Origin of the sequence: Planomonospora antibiotica (genome assembly GCF_014647955.1) — a bacterium.
GTDB classification, from domain to species: Bacteria; Actinomycetota; Actinomycetes; order Streptosporangiales; family Streptosporangiaceae; genus Planomonospora; species Planomonospora parontospora.
Map to the genome: position 1 here is coordinate 17,614 of NZ_BMQE01000003.1, position 15,253 is coordinate 32,866.

Here is a 15,253-nt window from a genome sequence, read left to right on the forward strand (position 1 = left end):
GAGAAACCCGCCGCCGCCCGCGAGCGGAGACCGGTTCTCCACGAGGGCTGTAGGACGATGGAAGGGTGAGCTTCAAACTGGCCGTCTGGTACGAGCCCAAGCCGATCACCAAGGAACACGCGGAGAACGTCTTCCAGGCGCTCCGCCGGGGGGAGCCCGACGCCGCGGCGGCGCATCCCGGGGTGGCGGCGTTCGCCGAGCGCCTGCCCGAGGCCCGGCAGGTCTCCCCGGAGTACGCCCTCGTCACCGTGGAGCGCGAGCGGTCCGACGAGGTGTCGGGCGTCGCCTTCGAGGCGGCCCGGGAGTGCGAGCTGGTCTGCTACGACCCGCAGCGCCGGCTCGTGCACAACCGCGAGCCGCTGGGCGCCTACCCCGGCATGCAGATGCACACGGGCGACGGGATGATCCTGATCGACCCCGACCTCCAGCTCATCCACGACGCGCTGGCCACGATGGGCCCGCAGAACCCCTTCACCGCCCTGGTCGTCTTCGGCGAGCACTTCGTCCAGACCTCCCCGGAGCCCGGCGGTTACGAGCTGGAGTACAAGGACAGCGTCCGCAACGCCATGTACCGCACGCACGTCGCCGACCTGGAGACGGTCCAGGACGCCTTCGCCGAGTACGCCGTCGACAACCGGGCCTTCCTGGAGCGCCACGACTGGGAACGGGTCTGATCCGGCTGCCTCCCCCGCACAGGGCCGGCCCCTGCCCCGCAGAGGACCCCGACCTTGCGGTACCGCCCGGAGCAGGCGATGAGGGGGCGGGCAACGCGTGCGAAGCGCGAGGGACGACGGTGCGGGAACGGGCCGCCTGCCGTAGTTTGTGATCATGACGAGATCGCACCCCGGGGTACGGGAGCCGGCGCAGCCCCGCTGGAGGTGGCCCGGGTACGCGGCGGCGGTCTGGGGGTTCGCCTTCGCCGTGCCCAGCTTCTACTGGGCCCTGGGCGGTACGGCGGGCGCGACCACGACGATCTCCCCCTCCCTGGTCCGGCTGGTGGAGGAGGAGGTCACCTGGTTCGTGGTCACCCTGTGGGTCACCGGCCTCCTCAAGGTCGTCGGCGGGCTGCCCGGATCAGGCCGCGGCGAAGCCTCTTCCGAACTGCGCACCTGGAGCTCCGGATAACTCCGGTGACCTCCGGAACCATCCGGAGGTCAGAGTTACAGTGGGCGGTATGAGTGCACTTCCCATCGGCTCCTCTCCCGAGGAACCCACCAGCACGGTCGGTGTCGCCGAAGCGGGCAAGACCCTCTCCCGGCTACTCGACCGGGTGGAGGCCGGAGAGCAGATCATCATCACCCGAGGCGGACGGCCCGCCGCAGTCCTGGGCCCCGTTCCCCGGCCGCCCTTCTCCGGCCAGGCCATAGGAGACCGCCTGACTCGCTGGTTCGAGGAGTTCGGTCCCGACCCCGACTTCGCCGACGACATCGAGGCCGCCATACGGGACCGGTCTTGACCTCGCGTGTCGTGATCGACACATGCGTCATGGCGGACATCGAGCGTGGAGTCCTCGATCCGCGGCGTCTCGCTCCCTACGACCCGGCGATGTCCGTGCTGACCTTGGGAGAGCTGCTGACCGGGCTCGCGAAGGCGAAGACCAAGGCGGAGCGTGAGCAACGGACCCGGAGGATCAGCGGTCTGGTGCGCCTGGTTCCGGTGCTGGACTTCTCTCTCCGTACGGCCGTCGCCTACGCGATGCTCAACGCCGCAGCCCTGTCGAAAGGACGCGAAGGGCAACGATCCGACATGCTCATCGCCGCTTCGGCGATGGAACACGGCGCCTTCCTCCTGACAAAGGACAGAGGGTTCGAGCGATTGCGCCACATCAGCCGGATCAGGGTCCTGCACCCGAGAGATCTCTGAGAGATTCCGCCACCTCCGGTGCCCGTCCGTCGCCGAGCCTGTCGCCGGCGCCGTGACGGCGCCCCTCCCCCGCTCCGCCGGGCGGACAAGAGGAGCCCGGGGTCATTCGCCGGGGAAGCGCACTCCCGCCTGGGCGCGGACCTCGTCCAGGATGCCCATCACCTCGAGCGTCGACCGCCAGGGCACGAGCGGGCTCTCCAGCAGCCCCTCGCGCAGGCAGCGCATGGCCTCGGCGGCCTCGTGGTTCATGCCGTTGCCGTCGAAGGGCACCTGGAAGGTCTCCGGCTCGCCGTCCGTCCGGTACAGCGTGAAGGCCTCCGGCCGGAAGAACAGGTGCGGCAGCTCGATCCGGCCGAGCGGACCGGAGACCGAGGCCGTGACCGGGCTGTGCGTGGTGATGCCGCAGGAGAGCATCGCGACGGCGCCGTCCGCGTAGCCGAAGAGCATGCCGGTGTTCTCGTCCACGCCCTCGGGGGTCAGGCGGGCCCAGGACTGCACCCTCTCGGGGGCGCCGAGCAGCATGTGGGCGAAGGAGACCGGGTAGACGCCCAGGTCCATCAGGGCGCCGCCGCCCAGCGCGGGGTCGCGGAGCCGGTGGCCGGGGCCGACCTCGACGGAGATGCCGAAGTCGGCGTGCACGGTGTCGACCGGGCCGAGCGCGCCCTCCCGGACCAGTTCGACGAGCCTGCGGATCGCCGGGTTGCAGCGCATCCACATGGCCTCCATGAGGAACAGCCCGCGCTCGCGCGCCAGGTCCACCAGCTCGGCGGCCCGGGCCCGGTCGAGGGTGAACGGCTTCTCGCACAGGACGGCCTTGCCGGCGTTCAGGCAGGTCGTCACGGCGTCGTAGTGGGCGCTGTGCGGGGTGGCGACGTAGACGATGTCCACCTCGGGGTCGGCGGCCAGCTCGGCCCAGGTGCCGTGGGCACGGGGGATGCCGTGGCGGTCGGCGAAGGCCTGCGCGCTCCCGATCGACCGGGACCCGACGGCGACCACCTCGGCGTCCGGCAGCAGCTTCAGGTCCTCGGTGAAGGTCGCGGCGATGCCGCCGGTCGCCAGGATGCCCCACTTAATCGTGCTCATAACGACATATCACATCATGCCTGGACAACTGGTGGGAACGCTCCCACCATGCCGGACCGTCCACGCAGCACACCGGACCGTCCACGCACCGCGCGGACCGTCCGCACCTCCGCGCCGCACGCCGTACGGGCGCGGCCACCGCCCGCCGTACGGCCCGCCCGGAGACGGGGCCGTACGGCGGGCCGGGCCGTCAGCCGCGGGTGTCGGCGAGCAGCGGCTCCAGGACCAGGTCCGGGTGGTCGCGCAGGACGCCGCGCATCCGCCACTCGTCGGTGAACAGCGCCAGCAGCGCCCCGTCGATGGTCCGGGTGAGGACCTCGACCCCGCGCTGGCGGGTCAGGACGGGCGCCGACTCGGCGTCGGTGAGGCGGGCCAGGCTGAAGTCGAGCCGGTCCAGGGCGATCTCCGTGTTGAACTCCCCGGCCAGCCGGTGCTTGACCACGTCGAACTGCATCGGGCCGACCGCCGCGAGCACCGGCGACTGGTCGCCGCGGATCTCGGAGCGGAGCACCTGGACGACGCCCTCGGCCTCCATCTGCTCGATGCCCTTGCGGAACTGCTTGGACCGGCTGGAGTCGCGGACCCGCGCGGTCCAGAAGTGCTCCGGCGCGAAGCTCGGGATCTTCGGGAACTCGACCGCGCGGCCGTCGTAGAGGGTGTCGCCCGGCCGCAGGGCCGTGGCGTTGACCAGGCCGATCACGTCGCCGGGGTAGGCCTCGTCGATCGTGGCGCGCTCCTGGCCGAAGACCGACTGGGCGTACTTGGTGGCGAAGGGGCGCCCGGTCGCCGCGTGGGTGAGCACCATGCCGCGCTCGAAGCGGCCGGAGCAGACCCGGACGAAGGCGATCCGGTCGCGGTGCGAGGGGTCCATGTTGGCCTGGACCTTGAAGACCAGGCCGGAGAACGGCTCCTCCAGCGGGCGCGGGTCGCCCTTGACGTCGGGGCGGGGCGCGGGCGGCGGGGCGAGGTCCACCATGGCGTCCAGCAGGCGGCCGACGCCGAAGTTGGACAGCGCCGCGCCGAACAGCACCGGGGTCGTCTCGTGGGACTCGAACGCCTTCTGGTCGTGGTCGGACCCGATCGCCGTGAGCAGGTCGGCCTCGTCCCTCGACCGCTCCCAGTCCTCGCCGATCTCGGCGACCGCCCGCTCGGGGGTGAGCTCGGTCTCGATGGCCTTGGTGGCGCCGCCGGGCGTGCGGGTGTAGCGGACGGCCCGGTCGGAGATCCGGTCGATCACCCCGTGGAAGAAGCCGCCGGTGCCGATCGGCCAGGTGATGGGGGTGGGCTTCAGGCCGGTCTTCTCCTGGATCTCGTCCAGCAGCTCCAGCGCCTCGCGGCCGGGCCGGTCCCACTTGTTGACGAACGTGATGACGGGGATGCGCCGGTGGCGGCAGACCTCGAAGAGCTTCAGGGTCTGCGGCTCCATGCCCTTGGCCGCGTCGAGCAGCATGACCGCGCAGTCGACGGCGGCCAGCACGCGGTAGGTGTCCTCGGAGAAGTCGGCGTGGCCGGGCGTGTCCACCAGGTTGAACATGTGGCCGCGGTACTCGAAGCGGAGGGCGGCCGAGGTGATGGAGATGCCCCGGGCCTTCTCCATGTCCATCCAGTCGGAGGTCACGCCGCGCCGCCCGGCCTTGCCGTGCACGGCGCCGGCCTCGGTGATCGCCGAGGCGTGCAGCGCCAGCGCCTCGGTCATGGTCGACTTTCCGGCGTCGGGGTGGCTGATCACCGCGAACGTGCGGCGCCGCGCCGCCTCCTGCGCGATCGCGGTGCTCATCGTCTTCTCCTTGCCGTGCCGTGGGGACTCGCGTCCGGGTACTGTCGTCCGTACTGTCATCCAGGGTGTCGGAACAGCTTACGCGCCGCCGCGCGCGCCGATTGATGTGACGACACTTCCCCGGGCCGCTTGCGCCAGTACGGGCGCACAGTGGATCGTTGGGAGATCTCGTGCCCGTACCGACCGTCTGAAAGCGATTCACTCGTGCGACTCGACGTTCCAGCAGTGATGTGCAGATGATCACGCTCCGCTATGCGGCGGGTTCCGACGTCGGCCGGGTCCGCCAGGGCAACGAGGACTCCGCCTACGCGGGCCCCCGGCTGCTGGCCGTCGCCGACGGGATGGGCGGCCACGTGGGCGGGGAGGTCGCCAGCGCGGCCGCGGTCGCCACGGTCGCGCCCCTGGACCACGAGTGCCCGCCCGACCTCGTCGCCGCCGCGGAGAACGGGGTCCACCGCGCCAACCGGCGCCTGCGCGAGATGGTCGAGCAGGACCCGAGCCTCACCGGGATGGGCACCACGCTGACCCTGATGCTCTGGGACGGGCCGCGCGTGGCCCTGGCCCACATCGGCGACTCCCGGGCCTACCTGCTGCGCGAGGGCGACCTCTACCAGATCACCTACGACCACACGCTCGTCCAGACCCTGATGGACGACGGCCGGATCACCGCCGAGGAGGCGGCCCGCCACCCGCACCGGTCGATCCTGCTCCAGGTCCTGGACGGCAGCGACACCATCGAGGTCGACCTGTCGCTGCGGGACGCCGAGGTCGGCGACCGCTACCTGCTCTGCTCCGACGGCCTGTCCGGGGTGGTCGACGCCGACCGCCTCCGGCACGTGCTCGCCACGATCGACGACCTCGACACCGTCGCCCGCACGCTCATCGAGCTCGCCTGCGACGCCGGCGGCCCGGACAACATCACCTGCGTGGTGGCCGACGTGGTCGACGAACCGGGGCCCGCGCAGGACGCCCCGATGATCGTGGGTGCCGCCGCGTCATAGCACCACCACCGCCACGAAGGGACGCCGCCGTGTACAAGGAATTCGCCCGCGAGGCCATCGTCTGGCTCATCCCCGTCGTCATCCTCGTCGGCCTCGCCTACATGATCACGAGCGCCTAGGCTTCGCCGGGTCGTCCCCATGATCGCGAGCGCCTAGGGTCCGCCGGGTCGTCCCCATGATCGCGAGCGCCTAGGGTCCGCCGGGCCGTCCCGCCCGGTTCCCGGCGCGCCCCTCGCGACCTGCCCGGCGCGCCCCTCGCGACCCACCCGGCGAACTCCGGGCAACCCGCCCGGCGGACCCCGGATGGACCGCCGGGCGGACCCCGGGTGACCCGCCCGGCGGACCCCGGGCCGTTGCCGCCTCCCCCTACAGGTGGATATTTCTCGACTTTCGGGAACTATCGCTTTTACTTGCGCTTTATATACATATAGTCAGGCGCATGCGTTCGGGGGGACGCGCCGGTAGGCACCAGCAGGGGGATCTCACATACCAATGGGTCGGTTGCACGAGTTCGTCGACGCCGCGCTGGCCTTTCCCACCGTGCTGTTCAGCTTCCCGCTGATCGTGGTGGTCGGCTACTGGATCGTCTCCCTCCTCACCGGCACGGCGCTCGGCGACGACGCCGCGAGTGAGGGCGCCGAGGCCGCCGAGGTCCCGGGCGGCGGGGGCTTCGCCGGGTTCCTGGCGGGCCTCGGGCTCGGCGGGGTGCCGGTCGCGGTGACCGTCTCGCTGCTGGTGGCCGTCGCCTGGTTCGCCAGCCTCACCGGGGCCGTCCTGGCCGCGGGGACCCCGGTCCTGCCGGCCGTACCGGTCGCGGCGGTCGCCTGCGCCTGGCTCGGCACCCGCCTGCTCACGCTGCCGCTGCGGCGCGCCGTACCGAAGGAGCGCGTCCCCTCCCGCGCCGACTTCGTGGGCCGCACCTGCGTCATCCGCACCGGCCGGGTGGGGCGGGACTTCGGCCAGGCCGAGGTCACCTCCCCCGACGGCTCCTCCGCTCTCGTCCAGGTAAGGCAGACCGGCGGCGACGTCTTCGGCGCCGGCAGCACCGCCCTGATATTCGCCTACGACGCCCCCGGCGAATTCTTCTGGGTGATGCCGTACGACGCGGAACTCGACCCCGACCGTCCCATCTGAACGAGGGAGTCCATGGACGTCATCTCCACCGGTTTCGGCGTGCTCCTGGCCGTCGTGCTGCTCGTCGCCATCGGCCTGATATTCATGATCACGCGCCTGTTCCACAAGGTCGAGCAGGGCAGGGCCCTGATCGTCTCGAAGGTCAACAAGGTCGACGTCACCTTCACCGGCGCGGTCGTCCTGCCCGTGCTGCACAAGGCCGAGTTCATGGACATCTCGGTGAAGACCATCGAGATCGAGCGCTCCGGCAACGAGGGCCTGATCTGCCGGGACAACATCCGGGCGGACATCAAGATCACCTTCTTCGTCCGGGTCAACAAGACCGTCGAGGACGTGGTGAAGGTCGCCCAGGCGATCGGCACCACCCGCGCCAGCGACGCCGAGACGCTGCAGGAGCTGTTCAACGCCAAGTTCTCCGAGGCGCTGAAGACGGTCGGCAAGCAGCTCGACTTCGTCGACCTCTACACCCAGCGCGACCAGTTCCGCGACCAGATCATCCAGGTCATCGGCACCGATCTGAACGGCTACAGCCTGGAGGACGCGGCGATCGACTACCTGGAGCAGACGCCGCTGAGCAAGCTCGATCCGGCCAACATCCTCGACGCCCAGGGCATCCGGAAGATCACCGAGCTGACCGCGATCGAGCACGTGCGGACCAACGAGTTCCAGCGGCACGAGGAGAAGGAGATCACCCGCCAGAACGTGGACGCGCGGGAGGCCATCCTGGAGCTGGAGCGCCGCCAGGCCGACGCGGAGATCAAGCAGAAGCGCGAGGTCGAGACCATGCGCGCCCGCGAGGAGGCGGAGATCGCCCGGGTCCGGGCCGAGGAGCGGCTCAAGGCCCAGGCCGCGGACCTGCGCACCCAGGAGCAGCTCGGCATCCAGCAGGAGAACCAGGCGCGGGAGATCGCGGTCGCGGCCAAGAACCGCGAGCGGGTCATCGCCATCGAGAGCGAGCGGATCGAGAAGGACCGCATGCTGGAGGTCATCTCCCGCGAGCGCGAGACCGAGCTGTCGCGCATCTCCAAGGACAAGGAGGTCGAGGGCGAGAAGCGCTCGATCGCCGAGGTGGTCCGCGAGCGCATCGCGGTCGAGAAGACGGTCGCCGAGCAGGAGGAGAGCATCAAGCGCCTGCGGGTGGTCGAGGAGGCCGAGCGGACCCGCCAGGCCGTGATCATCCAGGCGGAGGCCGAGGCCCAGGAGAACCTGGTCAAGGACATCAAGGCCGCCGAGGCCGCCGAGGCCGCGTCCAAGCACAAGGCCCGCGAGACCCTGGTGCTGGCCGAGGCGCGCCAGCAGGCCGCCGAGCTCGACGCCCGCGCGAAGATCCGCCTGGCCGAGGGCGTGCAGGCCGAGGCCGCCGCGGAGGGACTGGCCGAGGTGCAGGTCGCCGAGCGCAACGCCGCCGCGATCGAGAAGGTGGGCCGGGCCGAGGCCGCGGTCGAGCGGGAGAAGGCGCTGGCCGCCGCCGAGGGCGAGCAGGCCAGGGCGCACGCCGTCGCCACCTCGGTGCGCGAGAAGCTCAAGGCGGAGGCCGAGGGTGAGCAGGCCAAGGCGCTGGCCGAGGCGGCCCGGATCGGCGAGCGGCTGAAGGCCGAGGCCGAGGGCCTCACCGAGAAGGCCGCGGCGATGGCCGCGCTGGACGACGCCAGCCGGGGCCACGAGGAGTACCGCCTCCGCCTCGACATGGAGAAGGAGATCCGCCTGGCCGGCGTCACCTCCCAGGTCAAGCTCGCCGAGGCGCAGGCCATGGTGCTCGCCGCCGGGCTGGAGAAGGCCAACATCGACATCGTCGGCGGCGACAGCGTGTTCTTCGACAAGCTGGTCGGCTCGGTCACCATGGGCAAGACCGTCGACGGCTTCGTGGAGCACTCCGACGTCGCCCGCGCACTCGCCGGGCCGTACCTCGACGGGTCGCAGAGCCTGCCCGCCGACCTGACCCGGATCCTCGGCTCGCTGGGCAGCGGCGACGTTCGGGACCTGTCGGTCTCGGCGCTGCTGGTCAAGCTGATGAGCGAGGGCGGCCCCGAGGGCGCCCGGCTGCGCGAGCTGCTCGGTACCGCGGGCGGCGGCGCGGCGGCGACGGTCACCGCGCCCCCGGTGGCGCCCGCGGCCACCGTCACGGCCGCTGTGTCGCCTGCGCCGCCGGTGACGCCCACCGCCACCGTGCCGGCCGTCGCGGTCGCCGACCTGGCCGACCTCGCCGACCGCGCCGATCTCCCGGTGAACGGTCCCGTCGCCGACGCGGGCCGGGAGTGACGCCGGACGTGACCGTCACCGAGACCCCGGACGGGACCGGGAGCACCGGGAGCATGGAGGACACCGCGGGCACGCCGGGCACGGCGTTCGCGGCGGGCACGGCGTTCGCGGCGGGCCGGACGCTGGACGCGGGCACCTACGAGGTGCTCCGCGCCCGGCTCGCCGAGCAGGCGGCCGAGCTGGCCCGGCGGGCCGAGGAGCTCAACTCCCGGCGCCTGGACGTCTTCGGCGGGGCCGAGCTCCGCCTGATCGGCACCGAGCGCATCCGCACCGAGAACAACTGCGTGCCCCGCGACATCGTGTCGATCGGCGACCTGATGCTGTTCGGCTACAACGTGTTCATCGGGCTGAAGCCGGAGACGACCGTCGCGGACGTCTTCTCCGTGCACCGCTTCAGCCGGGACGGCGACGCCGTCGGCTTCGACACCGACGCCGACGCCGAACGGCTCTTCCGCCACCCGCAGTTCGAGCGGGACTTCGCCGAGCTCTACCGGTACTACCGGGAGACCCGGCTGGTCCAGCTCCGCCGGGTCGAGGGCAGGCTGCTGGCCGTCTTCCAGACCGGCCCGAAGGACATCCGGGTGCTGCGCTGGCAGGTCGGCGCGGACGGCTCGCTCGCCTACGTCGACGACCGCGGCGAGCGCGACCACGTCTTCCCCGCCTCGCACGACTTCGAGTGGACCGCCGCCACCCGCGACGACCACGTGCTCGGCCGCCACCCGCACATCTCGATCCAGGGGGAGGTGTTCGTCGAGACCGTCGGCGGCGACCTCACCATCAAGATCGAGAACAACACGGAGACCGGCGAGGGGATCTACCGGGAGCCGGTCGACGAGCCGCTGCAGAGCCTCGCCGACGCCGACGTGCAGCACGCCAGGATCGGCCCGCTGATCCTGCTGCGCATCCGGCCCTACAACGAGTCCGTCTGGCGGCACCTGGTCTTCAACACCCGGACCAGGGACGTCGTACGGCTGGACGGCATCGGCCAGGCCTGCCGGCGGCTCCCCGAGGACCAGGGCATCATCTTCCCCGGCGGCTACTACCTGTCCACCGGGGTCAGCAAGACCTTCGACACCGACGTCACCGACCTGGAGTTCGAGCGGGTCGTCCGCTCGGCCAACGGCGAGGACGTGCTCTACGTGTTCTACGCCCGGGCCGAGGGCCGGTCGCTGCTGCTGCCGTACAACGTGATCCGCAAGCAGGTGGCGACGCCGATCCCCTGCCACGGCTACTCGCTGTTCGACGACGGCACGCTGGTGGTGTTCCGGGCGACCTCGGACGAGCCGACCCGGGTGCACCCGATGCAGGTGTGGCAGACGCCGTTCACCTCCGACGTCTACGCCGCCGCCCAGCCGGTCGGGACCGGGCCGCTGGAGCGGATCGGCAACGCGGAACTGGTACGCGGCGTCTCCGACTGCCTGTCGGTGGCGCGCATGGTCGAGGAGATGGCGCCGTCGGACGCCGTCTTCGAGGCGCTGATCGCGGCCTGCACGCGCACGGCCGACCACTACCACTGGCTGGGCGACCACGGGCTGCGCGGGCCGCTGGCCGACGTCCGGGCCACCGCCGAGCAGGTGCTGGACGAGTTCGAGAAGGTCCGCTCGCTCACCGGGCAGGCCGCGGCGGCGCTGGACGCCGCCGAGGAGGAGATCTCCTCCCTCGTGCGGCGGTCCCGCGGTGAGGCGGCCCGCTCCGCCGCCGAGTGGGTCACCCGGCTGGCCGGGCTCCGCCAGGCGCAGGGCCACCTGGTGACCCTGCGCGAGCTGCGCTACGCCGACACCGGCCGGATCGACCGGCTGGACGCCGGGCTGGCGGCCGCACTCGACGACACGGCGCAGCGCGCGGTCGGCTTCCTGCGCGGCGCGGACGCCTTCGCCGGCTACCACGCCGAGGTCGAACGGCTGGTCGAGGAGGCCGGGGCCATCGCCACCACGGCCGAGGCGGCGGGCGTGGGCGAGCGCCTGGCCGCGCAGTCGCGGGGCCTGGAGACCGTGATCGAGGTGGTCGGCACGCTGGACATCGCCGACGCGGGGGCGCGCACCGGCATCCTGGAGCGGATCGGCGAGGTCCTCGGCGGGGTCAACCGGGCCCGGGCCACCCTGGAGGCGCGCCGGCGCGAGCTGCTGGCGACCGAGGGCCGCGCCGCCTTCGCCGCCGAGTTCGCCCTGCTGGGGCAGGCGGTCACCGGCGCCCTCGCGGTGGCCGACACCCCCGACCGGTGCGACGAGCAACTCGGCCGGCTGATGCTCCGGCTGGAGAACCTGGAGTCGCGCTTCGCCGAGTTCGACGACTTCCTGGCCCAGCTGGGCACCGAGCGCGAGGACGTCTACGAGGCGTTCTCCTCCCGGCGGCAGTCCCTGCTGGACGAACGGGCCCGCCGGGCCGGCCGGCTGGCCGAGTCGGCAGACCGGATCCTGTCCAGCGTGCGGCGCCGGGCGGCCTCGCTCGGCTCGGTCGACGAGATCAACACCTACTTCGCCTCCGACCCGATGGTGACCAAGCTGCACGCGGTCGCCGGGGAGCTGCGCGAGCTGGGCGAGGCGGTCCGCGCCGAGGAGCTGGAGGGGCGGGTCAAGTCCGCCAGGCAGGAGGCCGGCCGCGCCCTGCGCGACCGCCTCGACCTCTACAGCGACGGCGGCGAGACCATCAGGCTGGGCCGGCACCGCTTCGCGGTCAACACCCAGGCCGCCGACCTGACGCTGGTCCCGCACGGCGAGGCGATGGCGTTCGCGGTCACCGGGACCGACTACCGCTCCCCCGTCGCCGACCCGGCGTTCGCCGCGACCCGGCCGTTCTGGTCCCAGCTGCTGGTCTCGGAGTCGCCGGAGGTCTACCGGGGCGAGCACCTGGCCGCCTCGATCCTGGCCGCCGCCGAGACGGGCACTCCGGTCGCGGGCGCCTCCGGGAACGGGACCTCCGGGAACGGGACCTCCGGGAACGGGACCTCCGGGAACGGGACCTCCGGGAACGGCGGCGGTCCGGGGGACCGCGGCGGCTCCGCGGTCTCGCTGGACGCGCTGCACGAGGCGGCGGTGGCCGAGGGCGGACTGCTCGAAATCGTCCGGCGGGTCGCGGAGAGCCGCTACGACGAGGGCTACGAGCGGGGCGTGCACGACCATGACGCCGCGGCGATCCTGGACGTCGTGCTCCGGCTGCACGCGGGCGCGGGGCTGCTGCGCTACCCCCCGGCCGCCCGCGCCGCCGCCCAGCTCTTCTGGGCCTTCGGTACGGACGAGGCCGCCCGCGCCTCCTGGAGCACCAAGGCGGTCTCGCTGGCGCGGGCCCGCGCCAGGTTCGGGCGGGTGGAGGCGGTGGAGGAGACCTGCCGCGCCCTGGGCTCCGCCGTCGCGGCCTTCACGGCCGGCCTGGACGGCACGCCCGGCACCGACGGCACGAGCACCCCGAACGGCGCAGGCGGCCCGAACGGTGCAGGCGGCACGAGCGTCCTGAACGGTGGCGGCGGCACGAGCACCCTGAACGGCGCAGGCGGCACGAGCGTCCTGAACGGTGGCGGCGGCACGAGCACCCTGAACGGCGCAGGCGGCACGGGCGTCCTGAACGGTGGCGGGGAAGGGCCGGAGGCCCGGGCCGACCTCGCCGAGCTCGCCGGGGAGTACCTGTTCGAGGAGCTGGCGGGCGCGCCCGCCGGGTTCGTGACGAGCGCCGGGGCCCGGAGGCTGCTGGAGCGCTTCGACCGGGCGCTCGGCCCGGCCCGCGCGGACTTCGAGGACGACCTGCGCGCCCTCGCCGGGGACCTGCCCGCCCGCCTGCGGCTGGCGGGGGCGTGGCTGGAGGCGTTCGAGCGCTCCCCCGAGCTGCCCGAGGCGCTGGCCGTACTCCTGTGCGAGCTGCCCCGCCACGACTCTTCGGCGGCGCTGACCGCGACCGCCGAGGGCCTGCTCGGCGCGCACCCGCGCGTCACCGGGCGGCGGCTGGAGGTGCGCCTGGACGAGTTCCTCGCCAGGACCCGGCGCTTCAGGACCCGCCGCGTCCCCGCCTACCGGGAGTACCTGCGGCGGCGCAACGAGCTGGTCGCCGCCGAGCGGGCGCGCCTGCGGCTGGAGGAGTACCGGCCGAAGGTGATGAGCTCGTTCGTCCGCAACCAGCTGCTCGACGAGGTCTACCTGCCGCTCATCGGCGACAACCTGGCCAAGCAGCTGGGCGCGAGCGGCGACGCCAAGCGGACCGACCAGATGGGCCTGCTGCTGCTCGTCTCCCCGCCCGGCTACGGCAAGACGACCCTGATGGAGTACGTCGCCGGCCGCCTGGGCCTGGTCTTCGTGAAGGTCAACGGCCCGGCGCTGGGCCACCACGTCACCTCGGTGGACCCGGCCGAGGCGCCCGACGCGACCTCCCGCCAGGAGGTCGAGAAGATCAACCTCGCGCTGGAGATGGGCGGCAACGTCCTGCTCTACCTCGACGACATCCAGCACACCTCCCCCGAGCTGCTGCAGAAGTTCATCTCGCTCTGCGACGGCCAGCGCCGCATGGAGGGGGTCTGGAACGGCCGGAGCCGCACCTACGACCTGCGCGGCAAGCGCTTCGCGGTCTGCATGGCGGGCAACCCGTACACCGAGTCCGGCAAGCGGTTCCGCATCCCCGACATGCTCGCCAACCGCGCCGACGTGTGGAACCTCGGCGACGTGCTCTCGGGCCGGGAGGAGCTGTTCGCGCTGAGCTACGTGGACAACGCGCTGACCTCCAACCCGGTCCTGGCCCCGTTGTCCACCCGCGACCGCGACGACGTCCGCCTGCTGGTACGGCTGGCGCAGGGCGACCCCGCCGTCCGCGCCGACCGGCTAGCCCACCCCTACTCCCCGGTCGAGCTGGAGCAGGTCCTCGCCGTACTGCGGCGGCTGCTCCAGGTCCAGCGGGTGGTGCTGGCCGTCAACCGGGCCTACATCGCCTCGGCCGCCCAGTCCGACGACGCGCGGACCGAGCCGCCGTTCCAGCTGCAGGGGTCCTACCGGAACATGGCCAAGCTCGCCGCCCGGATCGTGCCGGTGATGAACGACGCCGAGCTGGACGCCGTCATCGACGACCACTATCTCGGCGAGGCGCAGACCCTCACCTCCGGCGCCGAGGCCAACCTGCTCAAGCTGGCCGAGCTCCGGGGGCGGCTCACCCCGGAGCAGGCCGGGCGGTGGGCCGAGGTGAAGGCCGCGTACGTGCGCGCCCAGGCCCTGGGCGGCAGCGAGGACGACGCGGTGACCCGGGCCGTCGGCGCCGTCGGCCTGCTCGCCGACCGGGTCAGCACCGCCATCGGGCAGGCCGCCGAGCGGCTCGCGCCGGAGTCCTGAGCCTCGGGCGGGGACGGTCAGGGGGTCAGTCTGCGTTCGGTCGCGGCGCCGACGACGAGGCGCTCCGCGGAGGCCGGGTGGGGGCCGAAGTCGGCGACGACGCAGGTGATGTTGTCCGGGCCGCCGCCCCGGTTGGCCAGGTCGATCAGGAGGCGGGCGGCCTCGTCGGGGTCGCCGACGTCGGTGAGGGTGTTGAACAGGGTCTCCGGGCCGACCACGGCGGTCAGGCCGTCGGAGCAGAGCAGGTAGCGGTCACCCGGCCGGGCCTCGCGCAGGGTCAGGTCCAGCTCCCCGTCGCCGGTGCCCTCCAGCACGCGCAGGACCATCGACCGGCGCGGGTGCTCGGCCGCCTGCTCCGGGGTGATCCGCCCGTCGTCCACCAGCGACTGGACGAGGGTGTGGTCGTGGGTGATCTGGAAGAGGGCGCCGTCGCGCAGCATGTAGGCGCGGGAGTCGCCGACGTGGGCCAGGGCGAACGCGGCGCCGTCCCAGAGCATGGCGGTGAAGGTGGTGCCCATCCCGCGCAGCGCGGGCTCGCGCTCGGCCATCTCGCGCAGCGCGTGGTTGACGTCCCTGGCGACGCCCCTGAGGGCGTCCTGCAGGTCGGCGCCCGTCACCGGAAGGCGCTCGTCCAGCGCGGCCAGGGTGGTGACGGCGAGCGAGCTGGCGACCTCTCCGCCCGCGTGGCCGCCCATCCCGTCGGCGACGGCCAGCAGGCGCGCGCTGGCGTAACCCGAGTCCTCGTTGGACTCGCGGCGGACCCCGACATCGGAGCGGGCGGCGTAGCGCAGTGCCAGTCCTTCGTTTTGTGCCATGAGGGCAGTAAAGCACTGGTT

General features: G+C 72.5%; 11 protein-coding genes. 8 read left to right on the forward strand and 3 right to left on the reverse strand.

The genetic code is table 11. From position 1 onward, the window contains the following. The first annotated feature begins 65 nt into the window (after positions 1-65). From IEZ06_RS03405 to IEZ06_RS03420, 4 genes are all read left to right on the forward strand, one after another. Positions 66-674, forward strand: a complete 609-nt coding sequence (locus tag IEZ06_RS03405) for a hypothetical protein (protein ID WP_189235175.1) — start codon at positions 66-68, stop codon at positions 672-674. Positions 675-828: 154 nt separating this feature from the next. Next, positions 829-1,125, forward strand: coding sequence for a DUF3995 domain-containing protein (locus tag IEZ06_RS03410; RefSeq protein WP_189235176.1), 297 nt, complete (start codon positions 829-831; stop codon positions 1,123-1,125). Positions 1,126-1,174: 49 nt separating this feature from the next. Beyond that, positions 1,175-1,456 (forward strand): type II toxin-antitoxin system Phd/YefM family antitoxin, encoded by a 282-nt coding sequence (locus IEZ06_RS03415; protein WP_189235177.1) that lies wholly within the window; start codon positions 1,175-1,177, stop codon positions 1,454-1,456. A gap of 11 nt (positions 1,457-1,467) precedes the next feature. Then, positions 1,468-1,863 (forward strand): PIN domain-containing protein, encoded by a 396-nt coding sequence (locus IEZ06_RS03420; protein WP_268245576.1) that lies wholly within the window; start codon positions 1,468-1,470, stop codon positions 1,861-1,863. Between the two features lie 102 nt (positions 1,864-1,965). Here IEZ06_RS03420 and IEZ06_RS03425 read toward each other — a convergent pair whose 3' ends face one another. After that, complete coding sequence (locus IEZ06_RS03425) at positions 1,966-2,946, reverse strand: Gfo/Idh/MocA family protein (RefSeq protein WP_189235179.1); 981 nt, start codon at positions 2,944-2,946, stop codon at positions 1,966-1,968. 190 nt (positions 2,947-3,136) lie between these two features. After that, the gene (locus IEZ06_RS03430; protein ID WP_189235180.1) at positions 3,137-4,723 is read right to left on the reverse strand and encodes a peptide chain release factor 3; all 1,587 of its coding nucleotides are present in this window, start codon (positions 4,721-4,723) and stop codon (positions 3,137-3,139) included. 236 nt (positions 4,724-4,959) lie between these two features. Between IEZ06_RS03430 and IEZ06_RS03435 the strand changes: the two genes are divergently transcribed. The 4 genes from IEZ06_RS03435 to IEZ06_RS03450 all read left to right on the forward strand — a co-directional run bounded on the left by IEZ06_RS03435 (position 4,960) and on the right by IEZ06_RS03450 (position 14,417). Continuing rightward, positions 4,960-5,724: a PP2C family protein-serine/threonine phosphatase gene (locus tag IEZ06_RS03435; protein ID WP_189235181.1), complete on the forward strand. Its 765-nt coding sequence runs from the start codon at positions 4,960-4,962 to the stop codon at positions 5,722-5,724. A 492-nt stretch (positions 5,725-6,216) separates the two neighbouring features. Further along, positions 6,217-6,858, forward strand: a complete 642-nt coding sequence (locus IEZ06_RS03440; RefSeq protein ID WP_229797751.1) for a hypothetical protein — start codon at positions 6,217-6,219, stop codon at positions 6,856-6,858. Positions 6,859-6,870: 12 nt separating this feature from the next. Next, positions 6,871-9,117: a flotillin family protein gene (locus IEZ06_RS03445; RefSeq protein WP_229797752.1), complete on the forward strand. Its 2,247-nt coding sequence runs from the start codon at positions 6,871-6,873 to the stop codon at positions 9,115-9,117. Between the two features lie 53 nt (positions 9,118-9,170). Then, positions 9,171-14,417, forward strand: coding sequence for a DNA repair ATPase (locus IEZ06_RS03450; protein ID WP_189235382.1), 5,247 nt, complete (start codon positions 9,171-9,173; stop codon positions 14,415-14,417). Positions 14,418-14,434: 17 nt separating this feature from the next. Here IEZ06_RS03450 and IEZ06_RS03455 read toward each other — a convergent pair whose 3' ends face one another. Next, positions 14,435-15,232, reverse strand: a complete 798-nt coding sequence (locus IEZ06_RS03455) for a PP2C family protein-serine/threonine phosphatase (RefSeq protein ID WP_189235182.1) — start codon at positions 15,230-15,232, stop codon at positions 14,435-14,437. Positions 15,233-15,253 lie beyond the last annotated feature (21 nt).

Coding starts and splice junctions, on each gene's coding strand:
- IEZ06_RS03410 (WP_189235176.1), top strand. CDS start 829: ATGACGAGATCGCACCCCGGGGTACGGGAGCCGGCGCAGCCCCGCTGG.
- IEZ06_RS03415 (WP_189235177.1), top strand. CDS start 1,175: ATGAGTGCACTTCCCATCGGCTCCTCTCCCGAGGAACCCACCAGCACG.
- IEZ06_RS03425 (WP_189235179.1), bottom strand. CDS start 2,946: ATGAGCACGATTAAGTGGGGCATCCTGGCGACCGGCGGCATCGCCGCG.
- IEZ06_RS03430 (WP_189235180.1), bottom strand. CDS start 4,723: ATGAGCACCGCGATCGCGCAGGAGGCGGCGCGGCGCCGCACGTTCGCG.
- IEZ06_RS03435 (WP_189235181.1), top strand. CDS start 4,960: ATGATCACGCTCCGCTATGCGGCGGGTTCCGACGTCGGCCGGGTCCGC.
- IEZ06_RS03440 (WP_229797751.1), top strand. CDS start 6,217: ATGGGTCGGTTGCACGAGTTCGTCGACGCCGCGCTGGCCTTTCCCACC.
- IEZ06_RS03445 (WP_229797752.1), top strand. CDS start 6,871: ATGGACGTCATCTCCACCGGTTTCGGCGTGCTCCTGGCCGTCGTGCTG.
- IEZ06_RS03450 (WP_189235382.1), top strand. CDS start 9,171: ATGGAGGACACCGCGGGCACGCCGGGCACGGCGTTCGCGGCGGGCACG.
- IEZ06_RS03455 (WP_189235182.1), bottom strand. CDS start 15,232: ATGGCACAAAACGAAGGACTGGCACTGCGCTACGCCGCCCGCTCCGAT.